Below are 24,249 nucleotides of genomic sequence, written 5' to 3'. Positions count from 1 at the left end.
CGCCTGTGACGAGACGCCCCCCGGCCTGCGCCCCCTCGACATCGCGGCGATCGGGGATCGCCGGCGGATCGGGGCGGCCTGCGTTGCGCGCCACCCTTGCCCGCCGCCGCCGCCGGTGCGAGGACGGACCCGTCCCAGCCGGAGCCCGCGCCCCATGACCGACCTCGCGACCCCTTCTCCCGATTCCGATCCCGCCCCCGCGCTGATCGTCGGCGCCGGCCCCGCCGGGCTGATGGCGGCCGAGACGCTCTGCGCCCGCGGCCACCGGGTCGAGATCGTCGAGGCCAAGCCCTCCGCCGGGCGCAAACTGCTGATGGCCGGGCGCTCCGGCCTCAACCTCACCAACGCCGCGCCCGCGGATCGCCTGCGCGAAACCTATGCGGAGGCGGCGCCCTGGCTCGCCCCCATGCTCGACGCCTTCGGACCGGCCGAGATCCGCGCCTGGGCCGAGGGGCTCGGCCAGGAGACGTTCGAGGGCAGCTCCGGCCGGGTGTTCCCGCGGGCGATGAAGGCCTCTCCCCTGCTGCGGGCCTGGCTGGCGCGGCTGGGCGCGGCGGGGACGGTCCTGCGCACCGGCTGGCGCTGGGAGGGCTGGGCCGAGGATGGGGCCGAGGCCGGGGCCCTGCGCTTCGCCACCCCCGAAGGCCCCGCGACCCGCGCCCCCTCCGTCACCGTTCTGGCGCTGGGGGGGGCGAGCTGGGCGCGGCTCGGCTCCGACGGGGCCTGGGCGCCCTGGCTGGCGGCGCGGGGGGTGGCGCTGGCGCCCTTCCAGCCCGCCAACATGGGGTTCCGGGTGGCGTGGTCCGACCGGATGGCGCCGCTGTTCGGCGCCCCGGTCAAGAACGTGCGCCTGATCGCCGGCGGGGTTCGCGCGCGCGGGGAATTCGCCATATCCGCCCGCGGGATCGAGGGGGGCGGGATCTACGCCGTCGCCCGCGCCTTGCGGGAGGGCGCGCCGCTGGCGCTGGACCTTTTCCCCGATCTGGAACCGCCCGAGATCGCCCGCCGCCTCGCCAACGCCCGCCGGGGCGAGAGCCTGGTCAACCGGTTGCGCAAGACGCTGAAGATGGACCCGGCGCGGCGCGGGCTGGCGCTGGAATTCGGCCGCGGTCCGGGGGGCGAGCCGCCGCCCGCCGACCCGCTGGCGCTGGCCCGCCTGCTCAAGGCGCTGCCCGTGCCCCATGACGGCCCGCGGCCGCTGGACGAGGCGATTTCGGTGGCGGGAGGCGTGCGGCGCGCGGCGCTGGACGAAGGCCTGATGCTGCGCGCGGTTCCCGGCGTGTTCTGCGCGGGCGAGATGCTGGACTGGGAGGCGCCGACCGGCGGCCAGTTGCTGACCGCCTGCCTCGCCACCGGCCGCCATGCCGGGGCGGCCGCGGCGGCCCGGCTGGAGGCCTGAACTCCGGGTCGCGGCGGGCGCGGCGGGCGCGCCGGTCCGCGGGGCTTAACCGGTTCGCATAACGATCTGGAAAGGTTTCCGTCGGAAAATGATCTCCGCTTCACCAGCCGGAGGGGCCAGCCGAAGGGGATCGTGAGATGCGTTGCCTGATCGTGGAGGATGACCAGCTCGTCGCCGAACGTTGGCGACAGGTGCTTGGGGACCTGGGGATGGAGACGACGCTCGCCTACAGCCAGGCGGAGGGGGAGTTGTCCCTGAACTCGGAGCGGTTCGGCCTGATGCTGGCGGATCTCGGCCTGCCGGATGGCGACGGGCTCGACCTGATCGCCCTGGCCGCGACCCGCGATCCGTCGCTGCCGGTGGTGGTGGTCAGCGGGCGCACCAACCTGGCGCTTTCGGACCTGTTCAGCCGGAACGACAACGTCACCGCCTTCTTCCACAAGTCCGAAAACTTCGAGGAAGTGGCGGCCCTGGTCGATCACTACCGCCTGCGTTCGGCATCGCCGGGCGGCCCTCCCCTGGCCTGAACCTCCCGGCCGCGGTGGCCCGGTGGGGATGGGCCGGACGCAAGCCGGGGCGCCTCCCTGCGCGCGGTCATTCCCCCTGCGCACGGTCATTCGCCCCGCTCAGGGCGAACCGCCCGGGTCACGGGATAAGCTTTCGGCGCAGGGCAAACCGTCCGGCGCACGGCAAATCAATCCAGACGGGCCGAGACCCCCGGCGCATCTCCGGTCCCCGGCTTCCGGACGCGCGGCAGCGGCGGCGGCCCGAGCAGCGGACCGAGGCGACTGCGCGGCGGCTGCGTCAAAAGCGGCCCAGGCGGAAGTCGTGCCTGCGGGCTCGGCATGTGCCCCACAACCGCCAGCCCCAACGGCGCAGCCCTGCTTGACCGCAGTCAAGCTCACCCAGAGATGACCGCGCGCCGAAAAACATGCGGCAACGCGCGCACCTAGCGATCCGCAGTCGCGGGCAGGACGCGACCGGCGTGGACGGGCAAGCCTGCCCGGTCGCGACACGGCCTCGGCGGCGACGGCGGGTCGTGCGCCTACCCTCTCCGCCCGCCCCTCCCCGGATGCGTGCCGCGGCGAGCCGGCGGAAAATCCTCGCGACGGGCGCGCATGGTGATCGACGCCGGTCCCCAGGGCTCGAACCGAAGCCCGCCGCAGGCAGATCGCCCCGACGCCGGGCGCCCTGAGGCCGGGCCTCGCGCCCCGCAAGGAGGCGGCGGCACGTCGCCGGTCCCCGAGCCGGTAGCAGCCGCGTTCGATGACCTTCCGCCCCCTACAGATGCGGGGTTTGAAAGAAATGTTCGCGCCTGCGGCTCGAAGCGCCGACCATCCTGGACGGCGAGCCGCCTGCGACCGGGCTACGGCGCAGGGCGGTCCCGTCGCGCTCCGCATCCCCAACGCCGGCGTCTCGCCGCGATGACCGGGACGCGGAAACGGGCGATGGCCTGAACTTCGCCCCCCCTTTTCCGCCGATCGCCGGGCGATGCGCGCTCGGATGCCTCGCCTCGACCCTCGGCGCCTCCGGCGCGGGGCGCAGCACGCCGGCGCGTCCTTCCAGGGGCAGCCAATGCGCGGAGCCAAGCCGATGCGGCGGATCACGCGACAGCCGTCGCGCCCGCGGACTGCCCCAGGGCGACGGGGCGACGGAGACGGACGGGCGACGCGGCCTTCGGCCTGTCTGATATGGGCGGGGGGCCTGGCGTCTTCCTTCGGACGTCGGCCTCACGCGGCATGTTGAAGGGGGCTCCGGCCCCCATGTCTTCGGCCGGAAGCGCCGACACCCCCCGCGACAGCCAAGAGAACCCGCCTTCCGCCTCGTTTCGGCAGTCGGGGCCGCCCCCCGCCCCCGCGGCGCTTTCGCCTCCGCTCAGTCGCGGTAACCCGGCTCCTCCGCATCAAGCGTCCGGCGCAGGGACAGCAGGTGCAGACGCGCCGACTCGGCGTCGCCCTCGCGCATCTGACGCGCGGCCTCGGCGGCGATCTCGGGGGCGACGGGCCGAACCTCGCGCCCCGTGGACAGGGCCAGGGTCTGCACCTCGCAGGCGCGTTCGAGGTAATAGAGGTCGTCCCAGGCCTCGGCGATGGTCGGGGCCAGCACCATCACACCGTGATGCTTCATGAAGACGATATCCGCCTCCCCCGCCGCCGCGGCGATCCGGTCGCCCTCGGCCGCATCCAGCGCAAGGCCGTTATAGTCCCGGTCCACCGCCGTGCGCCCATAGAACTTCAGCGCGGTCTGGCCGGCGAAGATCAGCGGCTCGCCCTCGGTCATCGACAGGGCGGTGGCGTAGGGCATGTGGGTGTGGAAGGCGACGCGGGCCGAGGGCCGGGCGGCGTGCAGGCGGGCGTGGATGTGGAAGGCGGTGGCTTCGGGCGCGCCCTCGCCCTCGATGACCGCGCCGTCGAAATCGCAGATCAGCAGGGAGGAAGCGGTGATCTCGCGGAAGGCGTAGCCGTAGGGGTTCACCAGGAACAGGTCCTCATGGCCGGGCACGAGGGCCGAGAAGTGGTTGCAGATCCCCTCCTCGAAGCCCAGGCGGGCGGCCATGCGGAAACAGGCGGCGAGGTCTTCGCGCGCGGCGCGGATCTCGGGCGAGGCGAGGTCGGGGCGGTTGGCGCCGGGGCCGGAGGCGTCGGGGGCGCGGCGCGGGGAGAAGGCGTGGGCCATGGGGCGCTCCTGGATGCGGGGGAAGGGGCGGCGCCGGGGGGCGCGAGGGATCGGGGCGGAGTGTCGTCGCAGCGGCCGGGGCGCGTCAATGCGGCGGGGCGGATGAGCGGGGGGCGGGGGGGCGAACGCCTGACGCGCGGCGGCGTCGAGGCGTCCGGCCGCCGCGACCCCCTCGACGGCGCGCCCCTTCCGAGGCCTGCGCGAAACCTGTGAGGCGCGGCCTTCCTGCGCCGGGCGGCAGTCGGGGGAAAGCCGATCCGGCGCGCGCCGCAGGTGTCCCGCTCCCCGCCCGAGAGACGCCCGGCGCCGTCGCCCGGCACGCCGGATCAAGGGCCTCGCGGGGCGACGCGGGCATGCGCCGAACCGTTGGCCCAACCGCGATGCGCGGAGGGATGGCGGGCGGGGCGACGGCCGCGAGGCCGAGCGTCCGTCCGACAGCGCTCCGCCCTCCCTGATGCGGGCCGCCGGCAAGCCGCCCCCCTGAAAGCTGGACGTCGGCCCTGCGCGCGGATAGGCCCGATGCATGACCGACGCGCCCCGCCCCTCCCCCGCATCCCGGCCCTCGGCCGCCTCCGCCGCCCCGGTCCGGCGGCGCGCGGCCCCGACGGGCGCGGTGCTCGGCGTGCTCTACATGTTCGGCTTCTGCGTCGCCGGGCCCGGCATCGACATCACCGCCAAGCTCGCCGCCGCCACCCTGCCCGTCGGCGTCATCGGGCTGGCCCGCTTCGTCACCCAGACCACGCTGCTCGGCGCGCTGCTGCTGATCCGGCCCGAGCCGATGCCCCCCCTGCGCGCCCTGCCCGCCCATTTCGCCCGCGGCGCCCTGATCGCCGTCGCCACGCTGTTCTTCTTCGCCGCGCTGCGCCACATGCCCGTCCCCGACGCCATGGCGATCTTCTTCGTGGAGCCGATGATGCTCACCCTGCTCGGCGCGGCGCTCCTGCGCGAACAGGTGGGCTGGCGGCGCTATGCGGGCTGCGCCATCGGCTTCGCGGGGTCGCTGCTGATCATCCAGCCGAGTTTCGAGGAGGTCGGCGTCCCCGCGCTCTACCCGCTCGGCACCGCCGCAGCCTTCGCCTTCTACATGATCCTCACCCGCCGGCTGGGCCAGCAGGGGGGCGTGCTGCCGATGCAGGCGCTGGCCGGGCTTTCGGGCGGGATCGTGGTGGGGCTGGCGCTGTGGGCCGGGGCGGGCTCGGGCTCCGCGCATTTCGATCCGGTCTGGCCGCAGGGGCTCGAATGGGCGCTGCTGGCCGGGGTCGGGGTCTTCGCCACGCTCTCGCATCTGCTGATCGTGATGGCGCTGCGCCACGCGCCGGCCTCGGTCGCGGCGCCGGTGCAGTATCTGGAGATCGTCTTCGCCGCGCTCTATTCCTGGCTCGTGTTCCGCGAGTTCCCCGATGCGCTCACCTGGGTCGGGATCGCGGTGGTGGCGGGCTCGGGTCTCTATGTCCTGCATCGGGAGCAGCGGGCCCAGATCCGCGCCGACGCGCTCGCGGCGGCGGCGGCGGCGGCGGCGGGAGCCGGGGCGGGGGCTGGGGATGGGGCCGACCCCGCGGCGTCCCCGGTTTCCAAGTCCGGCGAACCCTCCTAGGCTCGCGCGCATTCCTTCTGCCGGAGCGCGCCATGACCGATCTCACCCCCCCGATCTTCGACGGCCACAACGACATCCTGCTCAAGCTGTGGCGGGCGGAGCAGGAGGGGCGGTCGCCCGAGGCGCTGTTCCGCGACGGCGCGCATGGGCATCTCGACCTGCCGCGGATGAAGGCGGGCGGCTTCTGCGGGGGGTTCTTCGCGCTGTTCGCGCCCTCGGCCGGCATGTCCATGGACATGTCCGGCGACAGCTACGACCTGCCCCTGCCCCCCCTGATGGCGCGGGACGAGGCGCTGGCCGCCAACATCGCCCAGGCGGGCATCCTGCTGCGGCTGGAGCGGCTGGGCCATCTGCGCATCCTGCGCCGCGCCGCCGACCTGCCCGCGGCCATCGAGGCCGGCGAGGTCGCCGCCATCCTGCACCTGGAGGGGGCGGACTGCATCGACCCCGAGTTCCGCGCGCTCGACGTGCTGCAGGGGGCCGGGCTGCGCTCGCTCGGCCCGGTGTGGAGCCGCGACAACATCTGGGCGCATGGCGCGCCGTTCCGCTTCCCGTCCTCGCCCGACACCGGGCCGGGGCTGACCGAGGCGGGGCGCGAGCTGGTCCGCCAATGCGACGCGCGCCGGATCATGATCGACCTCAGCCACCTGACCGAGGCCGGGTTCTGGGACGTGGCCGAGGTCTCCGGGCGCCCGCTGGTCGCCACCCATTCCAACGTCCATGCGCTCTGCCCCCATGCGCGCAACCTGACCGACCGCCAGCTCGACGCGGTGAAGGAACGGGGCGGGATGGTCGGCGTGAACCTCGCCACCGCCTTCCTGCGCGCCGACGGCAAGATGGACGCGGAGGAGACGCTGGACGCGGTGGCGGCGCATTTCGTCTATCTGGTGGAGCGGATGGGCGAGGATTGCGTGGGCCTGGGCTCGGACTTCGACGGGGCGCGGATCCCGACGCCGATCAAGGACGTGGCGGGGCTGCCGGCGTTGCGGGCGGCGCTGCGGGGCGCGGGGTTCGACGGCGCGGTGCTGGAGAAGCTGTGCTGGAAGAACTGGGCGCGGGTGCTGGGCGAGACCTGGGGCGCGTGAGGCGCGGCGACGGGCGCGCGGGTTCCGCGGTTCCGCAGGCGCCGCGTCGAGGGCGTGGCGAAGGCGCCGGCGCGCCCGCGGCGCGTTCTGCGGTCCGGTCTGTCATTTCGGGCGGGGCCCGGCGGAGGGCGGGCGCCCCGGCATCATGGGAGAGCGGGGGACGCCGCCGCCCCCGTGAGGCGCAGCGCCCGACAAGGTGCGGTCCGGCCGGCCATGGCGACCGCGGCGCGGCGATGACGACGGGGTGAGCGTTCCCCTAACGCGCTCGGCCGGGCGCAGCGGCGGTGCGGCGGGCGCTTCCGGTTCGGCTGGAAACGGCGCCGCCTGGCGCATCGGGCGCGCGCGGCGCCGGCGATCGGGTGCAGTCGGCGGGCGGGCGCAGGCGCCGCTCCCGCACGGATCGGCGCGCGCAAGCCTGCGATCAGGGCGCGACGGCGGACAGGATCGGGGGTCAGGATCGGGGGGATTTCGCGCGGATCGCGGCGCAACCGCCCCGCTGAGACCCGGCCGGAGGGGCCGGTAACAGCGGGTCTGGATCAGCGGGCCAGATCAGCGGGCCGGCATCAAAGGACCGTTGTCAGTGGGTCTGGATCGAGGCGAGGCGGTAGCGATCGCCTTCCAGGTCCCCGAAGAGCTCGCCGACCTGCGGATGCTCCACCGGGCCCGAGTCGTCGACGACCAGGTTCTGCTCCGAGACATAGGCGTGATAGTAGCTCGTCTCGTTCTCGGCCAGCAGGTGATAGAAGGGCTGGTCCTTGCGGGGGCGGTTCTCCTCCGGGATCGCCTGCCACCATTCCTCGGAATTGGCGAATTCCGGGTCGACGTCGAAGACCACGCCGCGGAACGGGTGGATGCGATGGCGCACCACCTGCCCGATGCTGAACTTCGCCTGTCTGTCGATCGCGCCCGTCGCCATGTTCCGCGTCTCAGTCCATCCGTGAAAACAGTCTTGCATCCAAAACTTAGGGAATCGTTCCCGGACTGTCCACCCGCGCGCCGCTGCGCCGCAGCACGCGCGAGACGTCTGCGGCGGCCGTGGCGGAAGGCCTCTTCGGCCCGGCGGCGCCCGTCTCCGGGCCGCGATCCGCGCGAAAACCCGGCGCCGCGCGCCGCGCGGCCCGTCGGAGCCCGTCGCCGCATCGACGCTCCCTGACGCGCATGTTACTGACGATCCGGGCCGGCCCGCCGCCCCTTTCCCTTTTCCGGCGCGGGCCGCCTCCGGCTCCGCCCCTTCCCGTCGAACCGGACCGTCCGCCCATGCTGCTCGCCCTCACCGTGCTCGAGATCGTCGCCCCCGTGTTCATGCTGGGGCTGGCGGGTTGGACCTGGGTGAAACGCGGGGCGGAGTTCCGGGTCGATTTCGTCACCCGCATCTGCTTCACCATCTCGGTCCCCGCGCTGCTGTTCACGGCGCTGGCGCGGGCCGAGCTTGACCCGGCCTTCTTCGCCTCGCTCGCCGGCGCGGCTTTCGCGGCCTACATGCTCGCGGCCCTGGCGCTATGGGTCGCGATCCGGCTCGGCAAGCTGTCGGTCCGGGTCTGGCTGGCGCCGCTGGTCTTCGGCAATACCGGCAATGTCGGCCTGCCGGTGGCCATGTTCGCCTTCGGGGACGAGGGGCTGGCTCTGGCGGCGGTGATCTTCGCGGTGATGGCCTGTCTGAGCTTCACGGTGGGGGTGTGGCTGGTCTCCGGCGGGGGATCTCCGGCCGAGGCGGCCAAGCAGCCGATCTTCTACGGCGCGGCGCTGGGCCTGCTTTTCGCGCTCATGGATTGGGAATTGCCGAGCTTCCTGATGCGGGGGCTCGACCTCGCCGGACAGATGGCGATTCCGCTGATGCTGCTGACGCTGGGCGTGTCGGTGGCGCGGCTGTCGGTGAAGGGCGCGGGGCGGGCCATCGCCATGTCGGTGCTGCGCGTGATCCTGTGCGGGGCGGCGGCCTGGGGGGCGGCGCGGATCTTCGGACTGTCGGATATCGGGCGCGACGCGCTGATCCTGCAGCTGACCATGCCGGTGGCGGTGACCTCCTACCTGCTGGCCGAGCGCTACAAGGCCGAGCCGTCGGAGGTCGCGGGGCTGGTCGTGGTCTCCACCCTCGTCTCGGTGGCCGCGATCCCGCTGACGCTGGCCGCGATCCTGGAGGGCTGGCTGCCCTGAGAGGCGGCGAGAGGCGGGGGCGCGGCCGCGAGAGACGGGGCCGTGAGAGGCGGGCGGGCGCTCAGCCCGCCGGCGCAAGCGCGCCCTCGGGGATGATCGGGGGGGCGTCGTTCAGCGCCTCCCGCGCCAACCCGGCGATGCCTTTCCAGCGCGCCTGAAAGGCGTCCATCTCGGCGCGGGGGATCACGTCCTCGATCCGATCGAAGTCGCCGCCGCAGCGGTCCTCGACCACGCCCAGCAGGGCGTCCGGCCCCGATCCGCGGGTGGCGAGGATCATGCGCGACGTGGCCGGGCGCTGTTGCGCCTCATAGGCCGCGAGCGCCGCCGGCCCGACGCCGTGGTCGAGGAACGCCCGGCCCAGCGCCCGCGCGTCCATCACCGCCTGGCTCGCCCCGTTGGAGCCGACCGGATACATCACATGCGCCGCGTCCCCGATCAGCGTGGTCCGGCCCACGGTCCAGAACGGCGCCGGGTCGCGGTCGACCATGGGATATTCGAAGATCTCGTCGGTGGCGCGGATCAGGGCGGGGGCGTCGATCCAGCCGAAGCGCCAGCCCTCGAAGCGGGGGAGGAACTCCGAGGCCTCGGCCCGGCGGTTCCAGTCCGAGCGGGTCCAGCCGCCGGAGGGGTCGAATTTCAGCTCGGCGATCCAGTTGATCAGCGCCTCGCCGGTGTCGGGATCGGGGGCGGAGATCGGGTAGGCGACGAAGCGCTGCGCCATCGTGCCGACCAGCGCCATGGAGGCGCCCGACAGGAACGGCTTCGCCCGCGTCGCGCCGCGCCAGAGCACGGCCCCGGACCAGATCGGGCGGCCCTCGCCGGGATGCATGGCGGCGCGGATCGCGGAGTGCAGGCCGTCGGCGGCGACCAGCGCGCGGCCCCGCGCCTCGCCTCCGTCGTCGAGTCGCAGGACCGCCTCCTCCCCCTGCGTGGCGAAGCCGGCGGCGCGGGCGCCGGGCGTGACGGCATGCTCGCCCAGCCGGGCGCGGACTTCGCGCAGCAGGGCCATCTGCAACGCGCCCCGATGCACGGAGAACTGCGGCCAGCGATAGCCGGCGGCGCGGCCCCGGGGCTCGGTCCAGATCTCGCGCCCGGTCTTCGAATGCAGGCCCCAGTCGCGGGTCTCGACCCCGATGCGGGCGAGGTCGGGGCCGAGGCCCAGCGCTTCCAGCTCCCGCACCGCGTTGGGCTGGAGGTTGATGCCCACGCCCAGGGGGCGGAGCTCCCGGGCGGCTTCGAAGACCCGGGCGCGCAGGCCGATCTGGTGACAGGTGAGCGCGAGCGTGAGCCCGGCGATGCCGGCGCCGGCGATGAGCACGGTCATGGTCGTCCCTCCCTGCGGCCCGCGCGGCCCGCGCGCTCCGGTGTGGGAGCGGCGGGGGGGCGCATCGGCGGCCGCGATCCTGCGCGATGGGGGGGGCGGGGCGCAAGATGGCGGGGGACGGGCGCGCCGCGTCCCGGTCGCGCTGCCGGCGCGCGCCCGCCCGCGGCGCGTGGCGGGGTCGGCGCCTCGTGGGACCGTTTCGGGATGGCGACGGCGGTTGGAATTGCCGGGCGGGTGACGCGCGGCCGCCGTCGTCGGGCGGGAGGACGCGGGTCGGGACGATCGGAGCTTTCCGCGGGAGGCTCCGCACGTGGCCGGGACGCCCATGGGCGCCCCCCGCCCTACACGGGCTTGACCCATGGCGCGGGAGCGGGCGAGGTCGGCCGGCGAGACGGGACGGGGCGGGGCGAGACGGGGCGGGGCGAGGCGAGACGGGGCGGGGCGAGGCGCAGGCAACGGAGCGGACGCGCATGGCGGATGTCTACGACGCGGCGACGCGGTCGCGGACCATGGCGGCGGTCAAAGGGCGGAACACGACGCCCGAGCTGCGCCTGCGCCGGGCGCTGCATGCGCTGGGCCTGCGTCACCGCCTGGGCGGACGCGGGCTGCCCGGGCGGCCGGACCTGGTGTTCCCGGGGCGGCGGGCGGCGGTCTTCGTGCATGGCTGCTTCTGGCATCGCCATGCGGGCTGTCCGCGCGCCACGACCCCCGCCACCCGCACCGACTACTGGGCCCCGAAATTCGCCCGCAACATCGCCCGGGACGCCGAGGTCCAGGCCGCGCTCCTCGCGCAGGGCTGGCGGGTCGGCGTGGTCTGGGAATGCGCGCTGCGGGTCCGCGAGACGCCCGCCACCGCGCAGGCCTGCGCGGACTGGCTGCGCGGGGAGGCGGCGTGGCTGGAACTGCCCGCCCCCGCCGCGCCCTCCGCCGAGCGCGAGGCGCCGTCGGAGCCCGGCGCCCCTCGCCGATAGTCCCTGGCATGACCGCCGGCTTGAGAGCGGCGCCCCGAGCCGGCGCCGCGGAGAATGGACGAACGGCGCGCCCGGACGCCCCGGCCCTTGACGTGAAACGAAGCGCGGCGCGCGGGAACCCCAGCAGGGACAGGCGCCCGGTTCCGGCGTCTATGCGGCGTAGCGCTGAGGTGAGACGCTCCAGGGGCCTCCGGCCCGGCACGCGGCGCCGCCGCGGGCGAGAGCGGGTCTTGGAGGGCGCGCCGTTCGCTTCGTAGTCACTGCCCCCGCCGCCTGCGCGCCAGCGGCTCGCCGCGCTGCGCCGCTTCGGGCCGAAAGCCGCCCGCGGCGAAGGGATCCGCCCCCGCTGGGAAGAAGCGCCTGTCATCCACCCGAACACCCGCCGTCTCGGAGGATGACGCCGAAGGCCCGTGTCAGCCGGACGCCTCGCCGGACCTGCGCCCGGCGCGCGCCGCAAGCGCCCCGCGCCCTATCCGCCCACGCCACGGTTCCGGCCCGGGCGCCGAGCCGGCCCCGGCTTCCGCAGGAAGCCTCCCGGACGCGCAGCGGGCGGGGCGCGGAGCCCCGCTCCGCGCGGGCCGGCGGCGATCCGCGCGCGGGCCCCGCGCGGCCCGCCGCTTCAGCCCATCGCTTCAGCCCACCGCTTCAGTCCGCCGACAGCGTCCGGCGCACAGCGTCGCGCCAGCCCTCCAGCTTCTCGGCCCGCCGCTCGGGGGCCATCGTGGGCTCGAAGCGACGCTCCAGCGCCCAGCCGGCGGCGAATTCCTCGCGTCCGGGCCACACGCCCGCCCGGCTCGCCGCCAGCCAGGCGGCGCCCAGGGCCGTCGTCTCCAGGATCTTCGGGCGGTCCACCGGCGCGTCCAGCATGTCCGCCAGGAATTGCAGGGTCCAGTCCGAGGCGGTCATCCCCCCGTCCACGCGCAAGACCGTCGCCTCCGCCCCATCGGGCCAGTCGCGCCGCATCGCCTCCAGCAAATCGAAGGTCTGGTAGCCGACGCTCTCCAGCGCCGCCCGCGCGATCTCGGCGGGCCCCGAGCCGCGGGTCAGCCCGTAGATCGCGCCCCGCGCCTCCGGGTCCCACCAGGGCGCGCCCAGCCCCGCGAAGGCGGGCACCACATAGACCGGCTGGTCGGGGTCCGAACGCTCCGCCAGGGCCTGGGTCTCGCTCGCGTCGCGGATGATCCTGAGCCCGTCGCGCAGCCACTGCACCACGGCGCCGGCGATGAAGATCGAGCCCTCCAGCGCGTAGGTCGTCTCCCCCCCGATCCGGTAGGCGATGGTGGTCAGCAGCCGGTTCTCCGACGTCACCGCCCGGCTCCCGGTGTTGAGCAGCGCGAAGCAGCCGGTGCCGTAGGTGGATTTCAGCATCCCCGGCTTGAAGCAGGCCTGCCCGACGGTGGCCGCCTGCTGGTCGCCGGCCACCCCGCGGATCGGAATCTCGGCCCCGAAGAGATCTGCGCGCGCCATGCCGAAATCGCCGTCCGAATCCCGCACCTCCGGCAGCAGGCTCTCGGGGATGCGCAGGAGGCGCAGCATCTCCGCGTCCCATTCGCCGCGATGGATATCGTAGAGCATGGTGCGCGCGGCGTTGGTGGCGTCGGTGGCATGGACCGCGCCACCCGTCAGGTTCCAGATCAGCCAGCAGTCCACCGTGCCGAAGGCGAGCTCCCCGGCCTCGGCCCGCGCCCGGACGCCCTCCACGTTGTCGAGCAGCCAGGCCAGCTTGGTCGAGGAGAAATACGGGTCCAGCAGCAGCCCGGTGCGGGCGCGCACGCCATCCTCATGGCCGGCCTCGCGCAGTTCGGCGCAGAAGGCGGCGGTGCGGCGGTCCTGCCAGACGATCGCGTTGTGCACAGGGCGGCCGGTGGTCCGGTCCCAGAGCACCACCGTCTCGCGCTGGTTGGTGATGCCGATGGCGGCGATGTCGGTGGCGCGGACGCCGGCGCGCTCCATCGCCTCACGGCAGGTGGCGGCGGTGGTCGACCACAGGTCGGCGGGATCGTGCTCGACCCAGCCGGGCTGGGGGAAGTGCTGGGCGAACTCCTCCTGCCCACGGGCGACCACGCGGGCGTCCCCGTCGAACAGCAGCGCTCGGGTCGAGGTGGTGCCCTGGTCGATGGCCAGCACATGGGTCATGGGTCGCCTCCCGGTCGGACTCAGCGTCTCTTGTCTGGGGGCGAGTGCAGCATGAGGGCCTGCGCAGGGGCAACCCCGCGCGGCGATATGTGCGGGCATGGGGAGCGGTCGGGGGAGAGGTCGGGGGGCGGCCGGGGCGCCTGCGGGCGCTCGGGCTTCCGCCCCCGCGCCCGCCGCGCGCCTGTCCCGCGCCTGTCCCGCGGACGTGATCGGACGTGCATGGCGGGCGTCGCCGCAGGCGCCAGAATGAAGCCCGTCACCCTTGCAGGAGCCGTCATGTCCCGCCCCCGCCTCTTCACCGGCCGCATCGCCCGCCTCTCCGCCCGCCTGTCGTCCCGCCGCGCGGCGACGCTCTCCGCGCGCCCGGCCCTCGCGCTGGCGCTGGCGCTCGCCCTGCCCGCGCCGCCGGCCGTCGCCGCCGAGCCGGACACCGCGATCTTCGCAGGCGGCTGCTTCTGGTGCGTGGAATCGGACATGGAGGCGCTGGACGGTGTGATCGAGGCCGTCTCCGGCTATGCCGGCGGCGGGCTGGAGAACCCGACCTACAAACAGGTCTCCGCCGGCGGGACCGGCCATCTGGAGGCGGTGGAAGTGACCTTCGACCCCGACCGCATCGCCTATCCGGAGCTGGTGCGGATCTTCCTGCGCACGGTCGATCCGCTCGACGCCGGGGGCCAGTTCTGCGACCGGGGGCCGAGCTACGCGACGGCCATCTTCGCGCTCTCCCCCGCCCAGCGCGCGGCGGCGGAGGCGGCGCTGGCGGAGGCCTCGGCCGACCTGGGGGCCGAGGTCGTCACCCCGGTGCGCGAGCCCGCGCGGTTCTGGCCTGCGGAGGGCTATCATCAGGACTACGCCGAGACCAACCCGTTGCAATACAAGTTCTATCGGTGGCGGTGCGGCCGGGATGCGCGGGTCGAGGCGCTGTGGGGCGCGGCCGCGGGCGGCCATGGCGCCGGCGGCTGAGCAAACCGCGCGTCCGGCCAGACAGGCCGGCATCCCCGCCGGCGCGAAAGCCCTCCACACGGGACCGTCGCCGGCCGACGGGGGCGAGCGGGCGCCGGTCCCGCAAGGGACCGGCGCGGGGCGCGATCACTCGTACCAGGGGCCCTGGACGACCTTGACGCCGGGGGCGGCCTCGCCGACCAGGCGGGCGAACTCCATCGGGTCGGAGTCCCGGTAGTGGTAGGGATAGACCACCTTGGGCGCGAAGGCGGCGACGCCGGACGCGGCCTGCTCCACCGTCATCGTGTAGGGCAGATTCATCGGCACGAAGGCCATGTCCACGCCGTCCAGCGCCCGCATCTCCGGAATGTCCTCGGTGTCGCCGGCGATGTAGATGCGCTGCCCGTCGAGGCTCAGCACATAGCCGTTGTCGCGCCCCTTGGGGTGGAACTTCAGCCGGTCCTCGGTGGTGTTGTAGGCCGGGATGGCGGAGATGGCGACGCCCTTGGCCTCGGTCTCGCCGCCGTTGGCGATCTCCGTGGCGATGGCCTTCAGCTCGGCGGGCAGCGCCTCCATCACCGTCGGGTTGACCACCAGCGCCGTGTTCTCGCCGACGAGGGCGGCGAGGGTCTCGGGCTTGAAATGGTCGCCGTGGTGATGGGTGATCAGGATCAGGTCGGCGGGCGGAAGGTCGGCGTAGAGCGAGGCCTCGCCCACCGGGTCGTTGTAGATCGTGACGCCGGGCGCGGTCATCACGAAGGAGGCGTGCGCGCGCGGGTGCACCACGATCTCGCCCGAGGCGGAGGCGTAGGCGTCGGCGGCGCCGGCATGGGCGGCGGGCACGGCCCAGGGCGCGAGCCGGGCGGCGGCGAGACCGCCGAGCGCGGCGGCGCCGGCGGCGAGGGTCTGGCGTCGGGAAAAGGTCATGGGGGACTCCCTGGCGTCTCTGTCGGGGGCGTGGCGGCGCGGCCGGGCGACGAACCGCGGCCGGGCGGCGCATCCCCGAGGGCGCGCGCCGCGGCGGGGATGGTAACCCGATTTCCACCGGATCAAGCGCCCGTCCTGCGCACGGTTTCGCGAGCGGCCGACGAGGGAGCCGCCGCGCCGCCGCGGGCGCGGGTCGCGACCGCTCCGCCCGCGGCGGCGATCGGGCGCGGCGCCCGGCGGCGACGGTCGCCTCATGGCCCCGGTCCAAGGGGGGGCGAGCGCCGCCTACCGCGCCCCTCTCCACCCGCGACGAGGGTTCAGCGGCCGGCGCGGCGCCCCGGCGCGCCCGGCGCGACCTCAGGCGCCGGCCCGCGCGACGCTGCGGCCGGCGCCCGGCCGAAGCGCAAGAGCGTCGGCGCCGCGCGCATGGGGATCACTCCGCGGCCGCCGGGGCCAGCCGCAAGCCGCCTTCGCGCACGATGAAGGCCGCGATGGCCTCGATCCCCTTCCCATGGCGCAGGTCCGCCATGACGAAGGGCGCGCCCCGGCGCATCCGCTCCGCATCCCGCTCCATCACCTCCAGCGACACGCCCACATGGGGCGCGAGGTCGGTCTTGTTGATCACCAGCAGGTCGGACCGCGTGATCCCCGGCCCGCCCTTGCGCGGGATCTCCTCCCCCGCCGCGGTGTCGATGACGTAAAGCGTCAGGTCGGCGAGCTCCGGGCTGAAGGTGGCGGCGAGGTTGTCGCCCCCGCTCTCGATCACCACCAGGTCGAGATCCGGGATCGCGGCGCGCAGCTCGGCGATGGCGGCGAGGTTGATCGAGGCGTCCTCGCGGATCGCGGTATGCGGGCAGCCCCCCGTCTCCACCCCGCGGATCCGCTCCAGCGGCAGGACCTGGGCGCGCATCAGGAATTCGGCGTCCTCGGAGGTGTAGATGTCGTTGGTCACCACCGCCATCGACAGCCGCCCGCCCAGCGCCCGGCACAGCGCCGCGGTCAGCGTGGTCTTGCCCGCCCCCACCGGGCCGCCGATGCCCACGCGCAGAGGGCCGTGCGGGGACTTGGCGGGGACGGACGGAACGGCGGAGGGGATCTGGGTCTGGGTCACGATCGGAACAGCCTCGTGCGTTGGGTTTCGTGGAGCATGGCCGACAGGTCCCCCCGCAGGCAAGCGCCCCCGAGATCGTCGGGATCGGCGGCCAGCGCCTCGGCCGCCACCCGGGCGCAGAGGGGCGCGAGCGCATCCAGCGCCCGCTGCGCCTCGGTCTGGCCGAGCGGGACCAGCCGTTGCGCGGCGGAGGTCAGGTTGGCCGCGAAGGCGTGCAGAAACAGCGTCGCCACCACGTCGAGCGGCATCGCCTCCCGCCCCGCGGCGCGGCCGAGCGCCACCGGCAGGGGCGCGGGCTCCCCGGAATGGCCGCGGATGGCGGCGGCGGCGCCGGCGAAGGCCGCGCCCTGGGCCGTGGTCTCCAGCCGACGCTCCGCGGCCGGGGTCAGCGCGCGGGCGAGCGCCGCGGGCTCCCGGTCGTCCGGCACCCGCCAGGCGGCGGCGAGCAGCATCGCGTCGGTCCGCCCCGCGCCATGCTCCAGCAGGGCGGCGAGCCAGTCCCGGAAGCTTCCGGCATCGCGCACGCAGCCGGCCTCCACCGCCTGCTCCAGGCCGTGGGAATAGGCGAAGGCTCCCAGCGGATAGGCCGGCGAGAGCCATTGGGTCAGCGTCTGCAGCCAGTCGGCCGAGGGCGCGGCGGGGGCGGCTTCGGTTTCGGGAACTTCGGTTTCGGGGGCGGCAGGGACGGCTTCGGTTTCGGGGGCTTCGGTTTCGGGGGCCTCCGTCATTCTCGCTTGAATCCCTGCGCCAGCGCCTCGGCCCCGCCCCGGCGCAGCAACTGGATCTCACGCGCCAGGCGCAGGCTGGGCTTGGCGGCGAAGAGGACCGAGCCGATGAGGAACAGCCAGGTGCCGGGGACCATCCAGGCCTCGGAAAAGAACATGATCGAGCCGATGACGAAGCAGATCGCCGCGCCGAAATCGACGCCGGTATAGATCAACTCGTAGGTGGCCCAGATGCGCGCGGCGCCGGCGTCGGTGCGTTTGGCGTCGGGGTGAAACAGGGTCATGGGGCGGTCTCCGGATGATCGGCGTCGGGGGCGGGATCGGGGGCTTGATCGGGGGCGTCGCGCATGTGGGCGTCGGGGTCGTGATGAGGGTCATGCGAATGGCTGTGGCCATGGGTGCGGCCCATCCCGTAGGCGCCGCCCTCGGGGCGGAACGGGGCCTCCAGATGGCGGATCTCCGCGCCCAGCCGGATCAGCATGTCCTCCAGCACATGGTCGCGCAGGATGCGCAGGCGGCCCTCCAGGATCTCGGCCGGGGTGTGGCGGTTGCCCACATGCCAGGCGAGCCGGGCGAGGGCCGCGGGGGCGGCGGAGACCTCGGCCACCGGCTCCGGCGCGGGGGCGAGGGCGACGCGGCGGCCGTCCTCGAGCGCGAGCGCGAGGGTTTCGGACAGTTCCTCGGCGCGGGGGAGATCGAGCAGGATCGCCTCGCCACCCTCGGTGACCAGCCGGCCGCGGCGGCGCCAGCGGGCGTCGTAGGGCAGCGTCAGCCGGTCGGCAGGGGCCGCGCCCTCCCCGGCGGGGACGAGCGCGAGGGCGCGCACCGGCGGCGCCTCAGGGTCAGCGCCAGGCGCGGGCGCCGGGGGATGAGACGGGCCAGGGGCGGGATCTTGGGCCTGCGCGTGGCCGTGCCCATGCCCGTGGTCATGGTCATGCCCGTGACCGTGACCGTGGCCGTGGCCGTGGTCATGCGGCGGGCTGGGAGCCTGCCCCGGCGCGCTGGGGTGGGGATGATCGTGAGGCATCGCGGCTCCGGCATAGGGCCCGGCGCCGGGGAGGGAAGGCGGGCGCGCGGGCGCCGGGCCTCCCTGGCGGGGGCGTGATTGGATTTTCCGCATGGGGCCGCAAAGCGCGCCGCGCCGCAAGGGTCCGAGGAGAGGGTTTTGCGCCGCCGCCTCGCCCGGCGCGACGCCGACGGGACGCAGAGCCCGCCGCCGGTCGGCGCCGGGCGCCGCGTCGAACGCCCGCGGGGTGGCCCGGTTCCGCCCGCGGCGCGCCGAGAGGCCTGCGCGGGCGGCGCCGTCGCGGGGCGCGGGCGGAGCGACGGCGGGCGATGCCGGCGCCATCGGAATCGCCATGGCGTCGCCCGGCATCGCCCGGCGCGGGGCGGCCCGCCGAATGCCTTTCGGGGGCGCCCGCCCCAACCGCACGCGATCCGCAGGGCGCGCATCCGCGAACGCCCCGCCCGACGAGCGTCGCGACCGGGGCGGCGAAGCACCGGCCCGCGCCGCGCGTGGCATCGTCAGACGGGACCGGAACCAGGCTGGACTGGGATCGGACCGCCCCCCGGCCCGGACGGGAGCGCGCGAAGACCGCGCGCTCGCCGCCCCCCTCCGAAACCCCGAACCCCGCGGCGGCGGAGGCTCCGCTCGGCCCTCACCCCCTTGACGCCCCATCTCGGTGATCGCGTTGTGACCGCGGTCCCGCCGATCCTCGCCGCGCCCGCGCCTGCCGCGCTCGCACGTCGCCCGGCCATCGCCGCCCCGGCTGACACCAAGGCCCCGGATCGCCGCCCGCCTCTCCCCGGCCCGCCACGCGGGCCCGGCGCCACCGGGCGCCGCCCGCGACGCGCGCCGCGGGCGAAAGGCGCCCACCCGCGCGACCGTGACGCGGCGCCTCCCCCCGACCCCCGCCTCTTGACCGACCCCCGCCTCTTGACCGGCCCGCCCCCGCGCGCCATGCATCGCCGCCGCATCCCGGCGCCCCTCGCCCCCGATCACGGAGCCCGCCCATGCACCCCTCCCGCCGCATCCGCTCCATCCTCGACGGCGGCGCCTCGGGCTGGGAGATCGTCTACGCCGCCCGCGACCTGCAGGCGAAGGGCGAGCGCGTGACCATGCTCACCATCGGCGAGCACGAGAACCCCACCCCCGCCCCGATCCTCGACGCCATGGACGCCTCCGCGCGCGCCGGGCGCACGGGCTATTCGTCGGTCATGGGCTCGCTCGGCCTGCGCGAGGCCATCGCCGCCCGCGCGTCCCGGCGCGCCGGCGCCCCGGTGGCCCCCGATGAAGTCGTGGTCGCGGCCGGCGGCCAGGCGGCGCTGTTCCAGGCGCTCTGCGCGGTGATCGATCCCGGCGACGCGGTGGTCGCCATCGACCCGCTCTACACCACCTATCCCGGCACCATCCGCGCCGCCGGCGGCATCCCCCGCATCGTGCCCGCCCGGGCCGAGGACGGGTTCCAGCCGGATCTCGCCGCGCTCGACATCGCCTGCGCCGGCGCCCGCGCGCTGCTGGTCAACTCCCCCAACAACCCCACCGGCGCGGTCTATTCCGCCGCCTCCATCGAGGGGCTGGCCGAACTCGCGCGCCGTCACGACCTGTGGCTGATCTCCGACGAGGTCTATGACGGCATGGCCTGGGACCAGCCGCACCTGTCGCCCCGCGCCCTGCCCGGCATGGCCGAGCGCACGGTGATCATCGGCTCGCTGTCCAAGTCCCACGCCATGACCGGCTCGCGCATCGGCTGGGCGGCGGCGCCGGCGGAGATCGCGGCGCTGATCGTGGACCTCGCGCTCAACGCCAATTACGGCCTGCCCCGCTTCATCCAGGATGCCGGCGAATGGGCGCTGCGCGAGGGCGACGCCATCGAGGACGACCTGCGCGCCGCCTTCCGCGCCCGCCGGGATCTCGCCCGCGCGGCCCTGTCCCAGCGCCCGGGCCTGCGCCTGTCGCCGCCGCAGGGGGGGATGTACGTGATGCCCGACATCCGCGCCACGGGGCTCGACGCCCGAACCTTCGCCGAGCGTCTGCTGGAGGAGGAGCGCATCGCGGTGATGCCGGGCGAAAGCTTCGGCGACGCGGCCTCGGGCCATGTCCGCATCGCCCTGACGGTGACCGAGCCGGAGCTGGCCGACGCGCTCGACCGGCTCGCGGGCTTCGCCGACCGGCTCGCCGCCGCGCGCTGAAGGCGAAAAACCGCCCCGCCGTCGCGTTTCGCGCCTGCGAAAACGTCCCTCGGGGGTTCGCGGCCGGGGCGGTTTGCGCTATGCTGGCGCAAACAACGAGCAGACAAACGATAACAACGCAGGCAGGCCCATGAAGGCTTCACCGTTCGCGGCGCTGGCATTGCTGGCGCTGATCGCCGGCTGCGCCAACAATTCGCAGCCGCCCAACGTCGAGAACGCCTGCGCGATCTTCGACGAGCGCCCCCACTGGGAACGCGCCATCATCCGCTCCGAGCGGAAATGGGGCGCGCCGGCCAATGTGCAGATGGCGATCATCTGGAAGGAAAGCTCCTTCCGGCCCAAGGTGCGGCCGCGCAAGACCTATTTCCTGGGCATCATCCCGACCGGCCATATCAGCTCCGCCTACGGGTTCAGCCAGGCTCTGGACGGGACCTGGGACTGGTACATGAAAGAGACGGGCAATTCCGGCGCCGACCGGGACGACTTCGTCGACTCGGCGGATTTCGTGGGCTGGTACATGCACAAGTCCCAGGACATCGGCATCGGCATGCATGACGCCTACAATCAGTATCTCGCCTATCACGAAGGCCATGCCGGCTGGCGGCGCGGGACCTGGAAGAACAAGGCCTGGCTGACCCGCGTGGCCAGCGAGGTCCACCGCAAGGCCGCCGAATACAAGCGCCATATCGACGCCTGCACCTGACCCCGACCGGAGGGGGCCGCGCGTCGGCGGTCCCGCATGGGGCAAGGCCCCGCCCGCGCGGCGCGTCGACGGGAACGCCCTTGGCGGCGGTCTCTCCGCCTGCGACGCCCTTCGGGGGACGGCGGGCGGGACGATGCTCCGGCGGCCGAGCGCCGCTCGGGCGACGGGGCGAGGCCCGGACGGCGGCCCGGCGCAGCGCCCCGGCGAAGCGTCCGCGCGCCCTTGCCGCCATCCGCCGAACGCCCCCGTCGCAAGCTCCCGCCGCACGCCCCCGCCGCAGGCCGCAGCCCACTCGCCCCTTGCTCCGCCACGCCCCGCGCCCTAAACCTCCCTGCGCGCCCGAAAAGGGCCGCGAAACGACCTTCAGGCCGACAAAACGGGGCGCGCGACGCATGATTTCCGGCAACCAGATCCGGTCCGACTTCCTGGGCTTCTTCGAGAGCCGCGACCACCAGGTCGTGCCGTCCTCGCCCATCGTTCCGCGCAACGATCCCACGCTGATGTTCACCAACTCGGGCATGGTCCAGTTCAAGGACGTGTTCACCGGACTGGAGACGCGGCCCTATTCGCGCGCCACCACCTCGCAGAAGTCGGTGCGCGCCGGGGGCAAGCACAACGATCTCGACAATGTGGGCTACACCGCGCGGCATCACACCTTCTTCGAGATGCTCGGCAATTTCTCCTTCGGCGACTATTTCAAGGACGTCGCGATCGAGCAGGCCTGGACCGTCTCCACCCAGGTCTTCGGCCTGCCGAAGGAGAAGATCATCGTCACCGTCCACGCCACCGATGACGAGGCGGCGGAGCTGTGGAAGAAGATCGCCGGCCTGCCGGACGAGCGCATCATCCGCATCAATTCCGACGACAACTGGTGGCGCATGGGCGACACCGGGCCGAACGGGCCGTGCTCGGAGCTGTTCTACGACCACGGGCCCGAGGTCTGGGGCGGCCCTCCGGGTTCGCCCGAGGAGGACGGCGACCGCTTCATCGAGTTCTGGAACCTCGTGTTCATGCAGTTCGAGACCCATGCCGACGGGTCCTCGACGCCGCTGCCCAAGCCCTCCATCGACACCGGGATGGGGCTGGAGCGGGTGACGACCATCCTCCAGAACAAGCACAACAACTACGACACCGACCTGTTCCAGCCGATCATCCAGGCCTCGGCCGAACTGACCGGCCACGCGCCGGACGGCGACATGGTGACCTCGCACCGGGTGATCGCCGACCACCTGCGCTGCGCCTCGTTCCTGATCGCCGAGGGCGTGCTGCCCTCGAACGAGGGCCGCGGCTACGTGCTGCGCCGGATCATGCGCCGCGGGATGCGCCACGCCCACCTGCTGGGCGCGAAGGATCCGCTGATGCACCGGCTGGCGCCCGCGCTGATCGACCTGATGGGCGGCCACTACACCGAGCTGCGCGAGGCCCAGGGCCTGATCCGCGAAACCCTGCGGGCGGAGGAGGAGCGGTTCAAGACCACGCTGGACCGCGGCCTCAAGCTGCTGGACGCCGAGATCGAGGGGCTGGACGAGGGCGCCCCCCTGCCCGGCGACACCGCCTTCAAGCTTTACGACACCTACGGCTTCCCCGTGGACCTGACCGCCGACATCCTGCGCGGCGCCGGGCGCGAGGTGGACCAGGACGGCTATGACGCCGCCATGCAGGCGCAGAAGGCCAAGGCCCGCGCCGCGTGGTCGGGCACCGGCGACGCCGGCAACGCCAAGGTCTGGTACGACGTGCGCGACCGCGTGGGCGCGACGGAATTCCTCGGTTACGCCGACATCCGCGCCGGCGCCACGGTGACGGCGCTGGTGCGCGACGGCGCGGAGGTTCCCCATGTCTCGGGCTCCGATCCGTTCGAGGTGGTGTTCAACCAGACCCCCTTCTACGCCGAACAGGGCGGCCAGACCGGCGATACCGGCGAGGCGGTGACCGACAAGGGCGTGCGCCTGGAGATCACCGACACCCAGAAGCGCGCCGACGGGGTCTATGTCCACACCGCCCGCATCCCGGGCGAGGACGCGCATGTGGTCAGCCTGGGCGAGAGCCTGACGCTGACCGTCGCCCGTGACCGCCGCGACGCGCTCTGCGCCCATCACTCCGCCACGCATCTGCTGCATGAGGCGCTGCGCCGCCGGGTCGGCGACCAGATCGCCCAGAAGGGGTCGCTGGTGGCCCCCGACCGCCTGCGCTTCGACGTCAGCCATGACGGGCCGATCAGCCCGGAGGCGCTGGCCGACGCCGAGGCCGAGGTCAACGCCCGCATCCGCGCCTGCTCGCCGGTCGAGACCCGCGTGATGGGGCTGGACGAGGCACGGTCCTCCGGCGCCCGGGCGCTGTTCGGGGAGAAATACGGCGACGAGGTGCGCGTGGTCTCCATGGGCGGCGTCGATGACGGGGAGAACCATCCCTGGTCCATCGAGCTTTGCGGCGGCACCCATGTGAAGAACACCGGCCAGATCGGTTTCTTCAAGGTGCTGCGCGAGGAAGGCGCCGCCGCCGGCGTGCGCCGCATCGAAGCCGTGTGCCATGCGGCGGCGGAGACGCATGTCTCCCGCCAGAGCGCGATCCTGGCCGAAGCCGGCGGGCTGCTCTCCGCCACCCCCGCCGAGCTCTCGGCCCGCATCGAGGCGCTGGTCGCCGAGCGTCGGGCGCTGGAGCGCGAGCTGGGCGACGTGAAGCGCAAGCTGGCCACGGGCGGCGGCGGCGCGGTGTCGGAGAAGATCGGCGAGATCTCGCTGACCCTGCGCGAGGTCGAGGGGCTGAACCCCAAGGAGATGAAGGCCGCGGTGGACGAGCTGCTGGCCCAGGCCCCGGGCGTGGCGGCGCTGGCGGCGCAGTCGGATGGCAAGGGCTCGATCGTGATCGGCGTGTCGGAGGCCTTCCTCGGCCGGCTCGACGCGGTGACGCTGGTGCGCGCCGCGGCGCCGCTGCTGGGCGCCAAGGGCGGCGGCGGGCGGCCCAACATGGCCCAGACCGGCGGCCCCGACGGCGCCGGCGTGCCCGCCGCGCTGAAGGCGGTGGACGAAGCGGTGCGCGCCGCCCTGGCCTGACGCAGACCTGTTCCCTCCCCTCCGGGGGAGGGAGCCGCGCCCTCGCCCGCGCGCCTCTGGCGACGGACGCGCTGGCGCGGCCTGCGGACGACAGCGACGGTTTCACGGTCTCTCCGCTCGGAGGGCGACGTCGCCTGCAGACGGCATGAGACGCTTGCTTCGCCTGGAGCCGACCCGGCCCAAGTGAAGAAAGGCGCGTCGACCAGAAGCGCGTCGGCCGCGCCCCGCGCCGCATATCCCGACGCCGGGTATGTCGAAAC

At 74.2% G+C, this 24,249-nt stretch carries 19 protein-coding genes; 10 read left to right on the top strand and 9 right to left on the bottom strand.

All coding sequences use genetic code 11. The features are described from left to right. Positions 1–154 precede the first annotated feature (154 nt). Both BLV24_RS03005 and BLV24_RS03000 read left to right on the top strand, forming a co-directional pair. On the top strand, positions 155–1,399 hold the full coding sequence (locus BLV24_RS03005; RefSeq protein WP_092679639.1) for a TIGR03862 family flavoprotein: 1,245 nt from the start codon (positions 155–157) through the stop codon (positions 1,397–1,399). Between the two features lie 137 nt (positions 1,400–1,536). Next, a complete protein-coding gene (locus BLV24_RS03000) occupies positions 1,537–1,926 on the top strand; it encodes a response regulator (protein ID WP_092679638.1) in 390 nt (129 codons plus the stop codon). A gap of 1,348 nt (positions 1,927–3,274) precedes the next feature. On the opposite strand, the gene BLV24_RS02995 is transcribed toward BLV24_RS03000, so the two are convergent. Next, a complete protein-coding gene (locus tag BLV24_RS02995) occupies positions 3,275–4,075 on the bottom strand; it encodes an aldolase (protein WP_092679637.1) in 801 nt (266 codons plus the stop codon). 523 nt (positions 4,076–4,598) lie between these two features. On the opposite strand from BLV24_RS02995, the gene BLV24_RS02990 reads away from it, so the two are divergent. Further along, a complete protein-coding gene (locus BLV24_RS02990; protein ID WP_092679636.1) occupies positions 4,599–5,669 on the top strand; it encodes a DMT family transporter in 1,071 nt (356 codons plus the stop codon). Positions 5,670–5,701: 32 nt separating this feature from the next. Continuing rightward, positions 5,702–6,754, top strand: a complete 1,053-nt coding sequence (locus BLV24_RS02985; protein WP_092679635.1) for a dipeptidase — start codon at positions 5,702–5,704, stop codon at positions 6,752–6,754. Positions 6,755–7,331: 577 nt separating this feature from the next. On the opposite strand, the gene hspQ is transcribed toward BLV24_RS02985, so the two are convergent. After that, positions 7,332–7,670, bottom strand: a complete 339-nt coding sequence (hspQ, locus tag BLV24_RS02980; RefSeq protein ID WP_092679634.1) for a heat shock protein HspQ — start codon at positions 7,668–7,670, stop codon at positions 7,332–7,334. Positions 7,671–8,011: 341 nt separating this feature from the next. Between hspQ and BLV24_RS02975 the strand changes: the two genes are divergently transcribed. After that, positions 8,012–8,908 carry an AEC family transporter gene (locus tag BLV24_RS02975; RefSeq protein WP_092679633.1) on the top strand — a complete coding sequence of 299 codons (897 nt, stop codon included), beginning with the start codon at positions 8,012–8,014 and terminating at the stop codon, positions 8,906–8,908. A 61-nt stretch (positions 8,909–8,969) separates the two neighbouring features. Here BLV24_RS02975 and BLV24_RS02970 read toward each other — a convergent pair whose 3' ends face one another. Next, positions 8,970–10,232 (bottom strand): flavin-dependent oxidoreductase, encoded by a 1,263-nt coding sequence (locus BLV24_RS02970; RefSeq protein WP_092679632.1) that lies wholly within the window; start codon positions 10,230–10,232, stop codon positions 8,970–8,972. Positions 10,233–10,702: 470 nt separating this feature from the next. On the opposite strand from BLV24_RS02970, the gene BLV24_RS02965 reads away from it, so the two are divergent. Next, positions 10,703–11,203, top strand: a complete 501-nt coding sequence (locus BLV24_RS02965) for a very short patch repair endonuclease (RefSeq protein ID WP_092679631.1) — start codon at positions 10,703–10,705, stop codon at positions 11,201–11,203. A gap of 645 nt (positions 11,204–11,848) precedes the next feature. On the opposite strand, the gene glpK is transcribed toward BLV24_RS02965, so the two are convergent. Continuing rightward, positions 11,849–13,339: a glycerol kinase GlpK gene (gene glpK / locus BLV24_RS02960; protein WP_092679630.1), complete on the bottom strand. Its 1,491-nt coding sequence runs from the start codon at positions 13,337–13,339 to the stop codon at positions 11,849–11,851. A 276-nt stretch (positions 13,340–13,615) separates the two neighbouring features. Here glpK and msrA point away from each other — a divergent pair, with 276 nt between their 5' ends. Beyond that, a complete protein-coding gene (msrA, locus tag BLV24_RS02955) occupies positions 13,616–14,302 on the top strand; it encodes a peptide-methionine (S)-S-oxide reductase MsrA (protein WP_092679629.1) in 687 nt (228 codons plus the stop codon). A 126-nt stretch (positions 14,303–14,428) separates the two neighbouring features. On the opposite strand, the gene BLV24_RS02950 is transcribed toward msrA, so the two are convergent. From BLV24_RS02950 to BLV24_RS02930, 5 genes are all read right to left on the bottom strand, one after another. Next, positions 14,429–15,208 (bottom strand): MBL fold metallo-hydrolase, encoded by a 780-nt coding sequence (locus tag BLV24_RS02950; RefSeq protein WP_092679628.1) that lies wholly within the window; start codon positions 15,206–15,208, stop codon positions 14,429–14,431. A 433-nt stretch (positions 15,209–15,641) separates the two neighbouring features. Then, positions 15,642–16,319: an urease accessory protein UreG gene (gene ureG / locus BLV24_RS02945; protein ID WP_245710352.1), complete on the bottom strand. Its 678-nt coding sequence runs from the start codon at positions 16,317–16,319 to the stop codon at positions 15,642–15,644. After that, positions 16,316–17,047 carry an urease accessory protein UreF gene (locus tag BLV24_RS02940; RefSeq protein ID WP_092679627.1) on the bottom strand — a complete coding sequence of 244 codons (732 nt, stop codon included), beginning with the start codon at positions 17,045–17,047 and terminating at the stop codon, positions 16,316–16,318. Before BLV24_RS02940 ends, ureG begins: the two co-directional genes overlap by 4 nt. Next, positions 17,044–17,328 carry a YrhK family protein gene (locus tag BLV24_RS02935; protein WP_092679626.1) on the bottom strand — a complete coding sequence of 95 codons (285 nt, stop codon included), beginning with the start codon at positions 17,326–17,328 and terminating at the stop codon, positions 17,044–17,046. The genes BLV24_RS02940 and BLV24_RS02935 overlap by 4 nt, the downstream gene beginning before the upstream one ends. Beyond that, positions 17,325–17,870, bottom strand: a complete 546-nt coding sequence (locus BLV24_RS02930; protein WP_245710350.1) for an urease accessory protein UreE — start codon at positions 17,868–17,870, stop codon at positions 17,325–17,327. The genes BLV24_RS02935 and BLV24_RS02930 overlap by 4 nt, the downstream gene beginning before the upstream one ends. A gap of 1,187 nt (positions 17,871–19,057) precedes the next feature. Between BLV24_RS02930 and BLV24_RS02925 the strand changes: the two genes are divergently transcribed. The 3 genes from BLV24_RS02925 to alaS all read left to right on the top strand — a co-directional run bounded on the left by BLV24_RS02925 (position 19,058) and on the right by alaS (position 23,989). Beyond that, the gene (locus BLV24_RS02925) at positions 19,058–20,236 is read left to right on the top strand and encodes a pyridoxal phosphate-dependent aminotransferase (protein WP_092679624.1); all 1,179 of its coding nucleotides are present in this window, start codon (positions 19,058–19,060) and stop codon (positions 20,234–20,236) included. 130 nt (positions 20,237–20,366) lie between these two features. Continuing rightward, complete coding sequence (locus BLV24_RS02920) at positions 20,367–20,939, top strand: transglycosylase SLT domain-containing protein (RefSeq protein ID WP_092679623.1); 573 nt, start codon at positions 20,367–20,369, stop codon at positions 20,937–20,939. Between the two features lie 392 nt (positions 20,940–21,331). Next, positions 21,332–23,989, top strand: a complete 2,658-nt coding sequence (gene alaS / locus BLV24_RS02915) for an alanine--tRNA ligase (RefSeq protein ID WP_092679622.1) — start codon at positions 21,332–21,334, stop codon at positions 23,987–23,989. Positions 23,990–24,249 lie beyond the last annotated feature (260 nt).

This window comes from Albimonas donghaensis, assembly GCF_900106695.1.
GTDB lineage: Bacteria > Pseudomonadota > Alphaproteobacteria > Rhodobacterales > Rhodobacteraceae > Albimonas > Albimonas donghaensis.
Note: the sequence above shows the minus strand (reverse complement) of the source record. Positions and strands in the feature narration are given on the sequence as shown.

Bases quoted from the DNA above. Each gene is read 5' to 3' on its own strand.
- BLV24_RS03005 (WP_092679639.1), top strand. From the start codon at position 155: ATGACCGACCTCGCGACCCCTTCTCCCGATTCCGATCCCGCCCCCGCG.
- BLV24_RS03000 (WP_092679638.1), top strand. From the start codon at position 1,537: ATGCGTTGCCTGATCGTGGAGGATGACCAGCTCGTCGCCGAACGTTGG.
- BLV24_RS02995 (WP_092679637.1), bottom strand. From the start codon at position 4,075: ATGGCCCACGCCTTCTCCCCGCGCCGCGCCCCCGACGCCTCCGGCCCC.
- BLV24_RS02990 (WP_092679636.1), top strand. From the start codon at position 4,599: ATGACCGACGCGCCCCGCCCCTCCCCCGCATCCCGGCCCTCGGCCGCC.
- BLV24_RS02985 (WP_092679635.1), top strand. From the start codon at position 5,702: ATGACCGATCTCACCCCCCCGATCTTCGACGGCCACAACGACATCCTG.
- hspQ (WP_092679634.1), bottom strand. From the start codon at position 7,670: ATGGCGACGGGCGCGATCGACAGACAGGCGAAGTTCAGCATCGGGCAG.
- BLV24_RS02975 (WP_092679633.1), top strand. From the start codon at position 8,012: ATGCTGCTCGCCCTCACCGTGCTCGAGATCGTCGCCCCCGTGTTCATG.
- BLV24_RS02970 (WP_092679632.1), bottom strand. From the start codon at position 10,232: ATGACCGTGCTCATCGCCGGCGCCGGCATCGCCGGGCTCACGCTCGCG.
- BLV24_RS02965 (WP_092679631.1), top strand. From the start codon at position 10,703: ATGGCGGATGTCTACGACGCGGCGACGCGGTCGCGGACCATGGCGGCG.
- glpK (WP_092679630.1), bottom strand. From the start codon at position 13,339: ATGACCCATGTGCTGGCCATCGACCAGGGCACCACCTCGACCCGAGCG.
- msrA (WP_092679629.1), top strand. From the start codon at position 13,616: ATGTCCCGCCCCCGCCTCTTCACCGGCCGCATCGCCCGCCTCTCCGCC.
- BLV24_RS02950 (WP_092679628.1), bottom strand. From the start codon at position 15,208: ATGACCTTTTCCCGACGCCAGACCCTCGCCGCCGGCGCCGCCGCGCTC.
- BLV24_RS02940 (WP_092679627.1), bottom strand. From the start codon at position 17,047: ATGACGGAGGCCCCCGAAACCGAAGCCCCCGAAACCGAAGCCGTCCCT.
- BLV24_RS02935 (WP_092679626.1), bottom strand. From the start codon at position 17,328: ATGACCCTGTTTCACCCCGACGCCAAACGCACCGACGCCGGCGCCGCG.
- BLV24_RS02925 (WP_092679624.1), top strand. From the start codon at position 19,058: ATGCACCCCTCCCGCCGCATCCGCTCCATCCTCGACGGCGGCGCCTCG.
- BLV24_RS02920 (WP_092679623.1), top strand. From the start codon at position 20,367: ATGAAGGCTTCACCGTTCGCGGCGCTGGCATTGCTGGCGCTGATCGCC.
- alaS (WP_092679622.1), top strand. From the start codon at position 21,332: ATGATTTCCGGCAACCAGATCCGGTCCGACTTCCTGGGCTTCTTCGAG.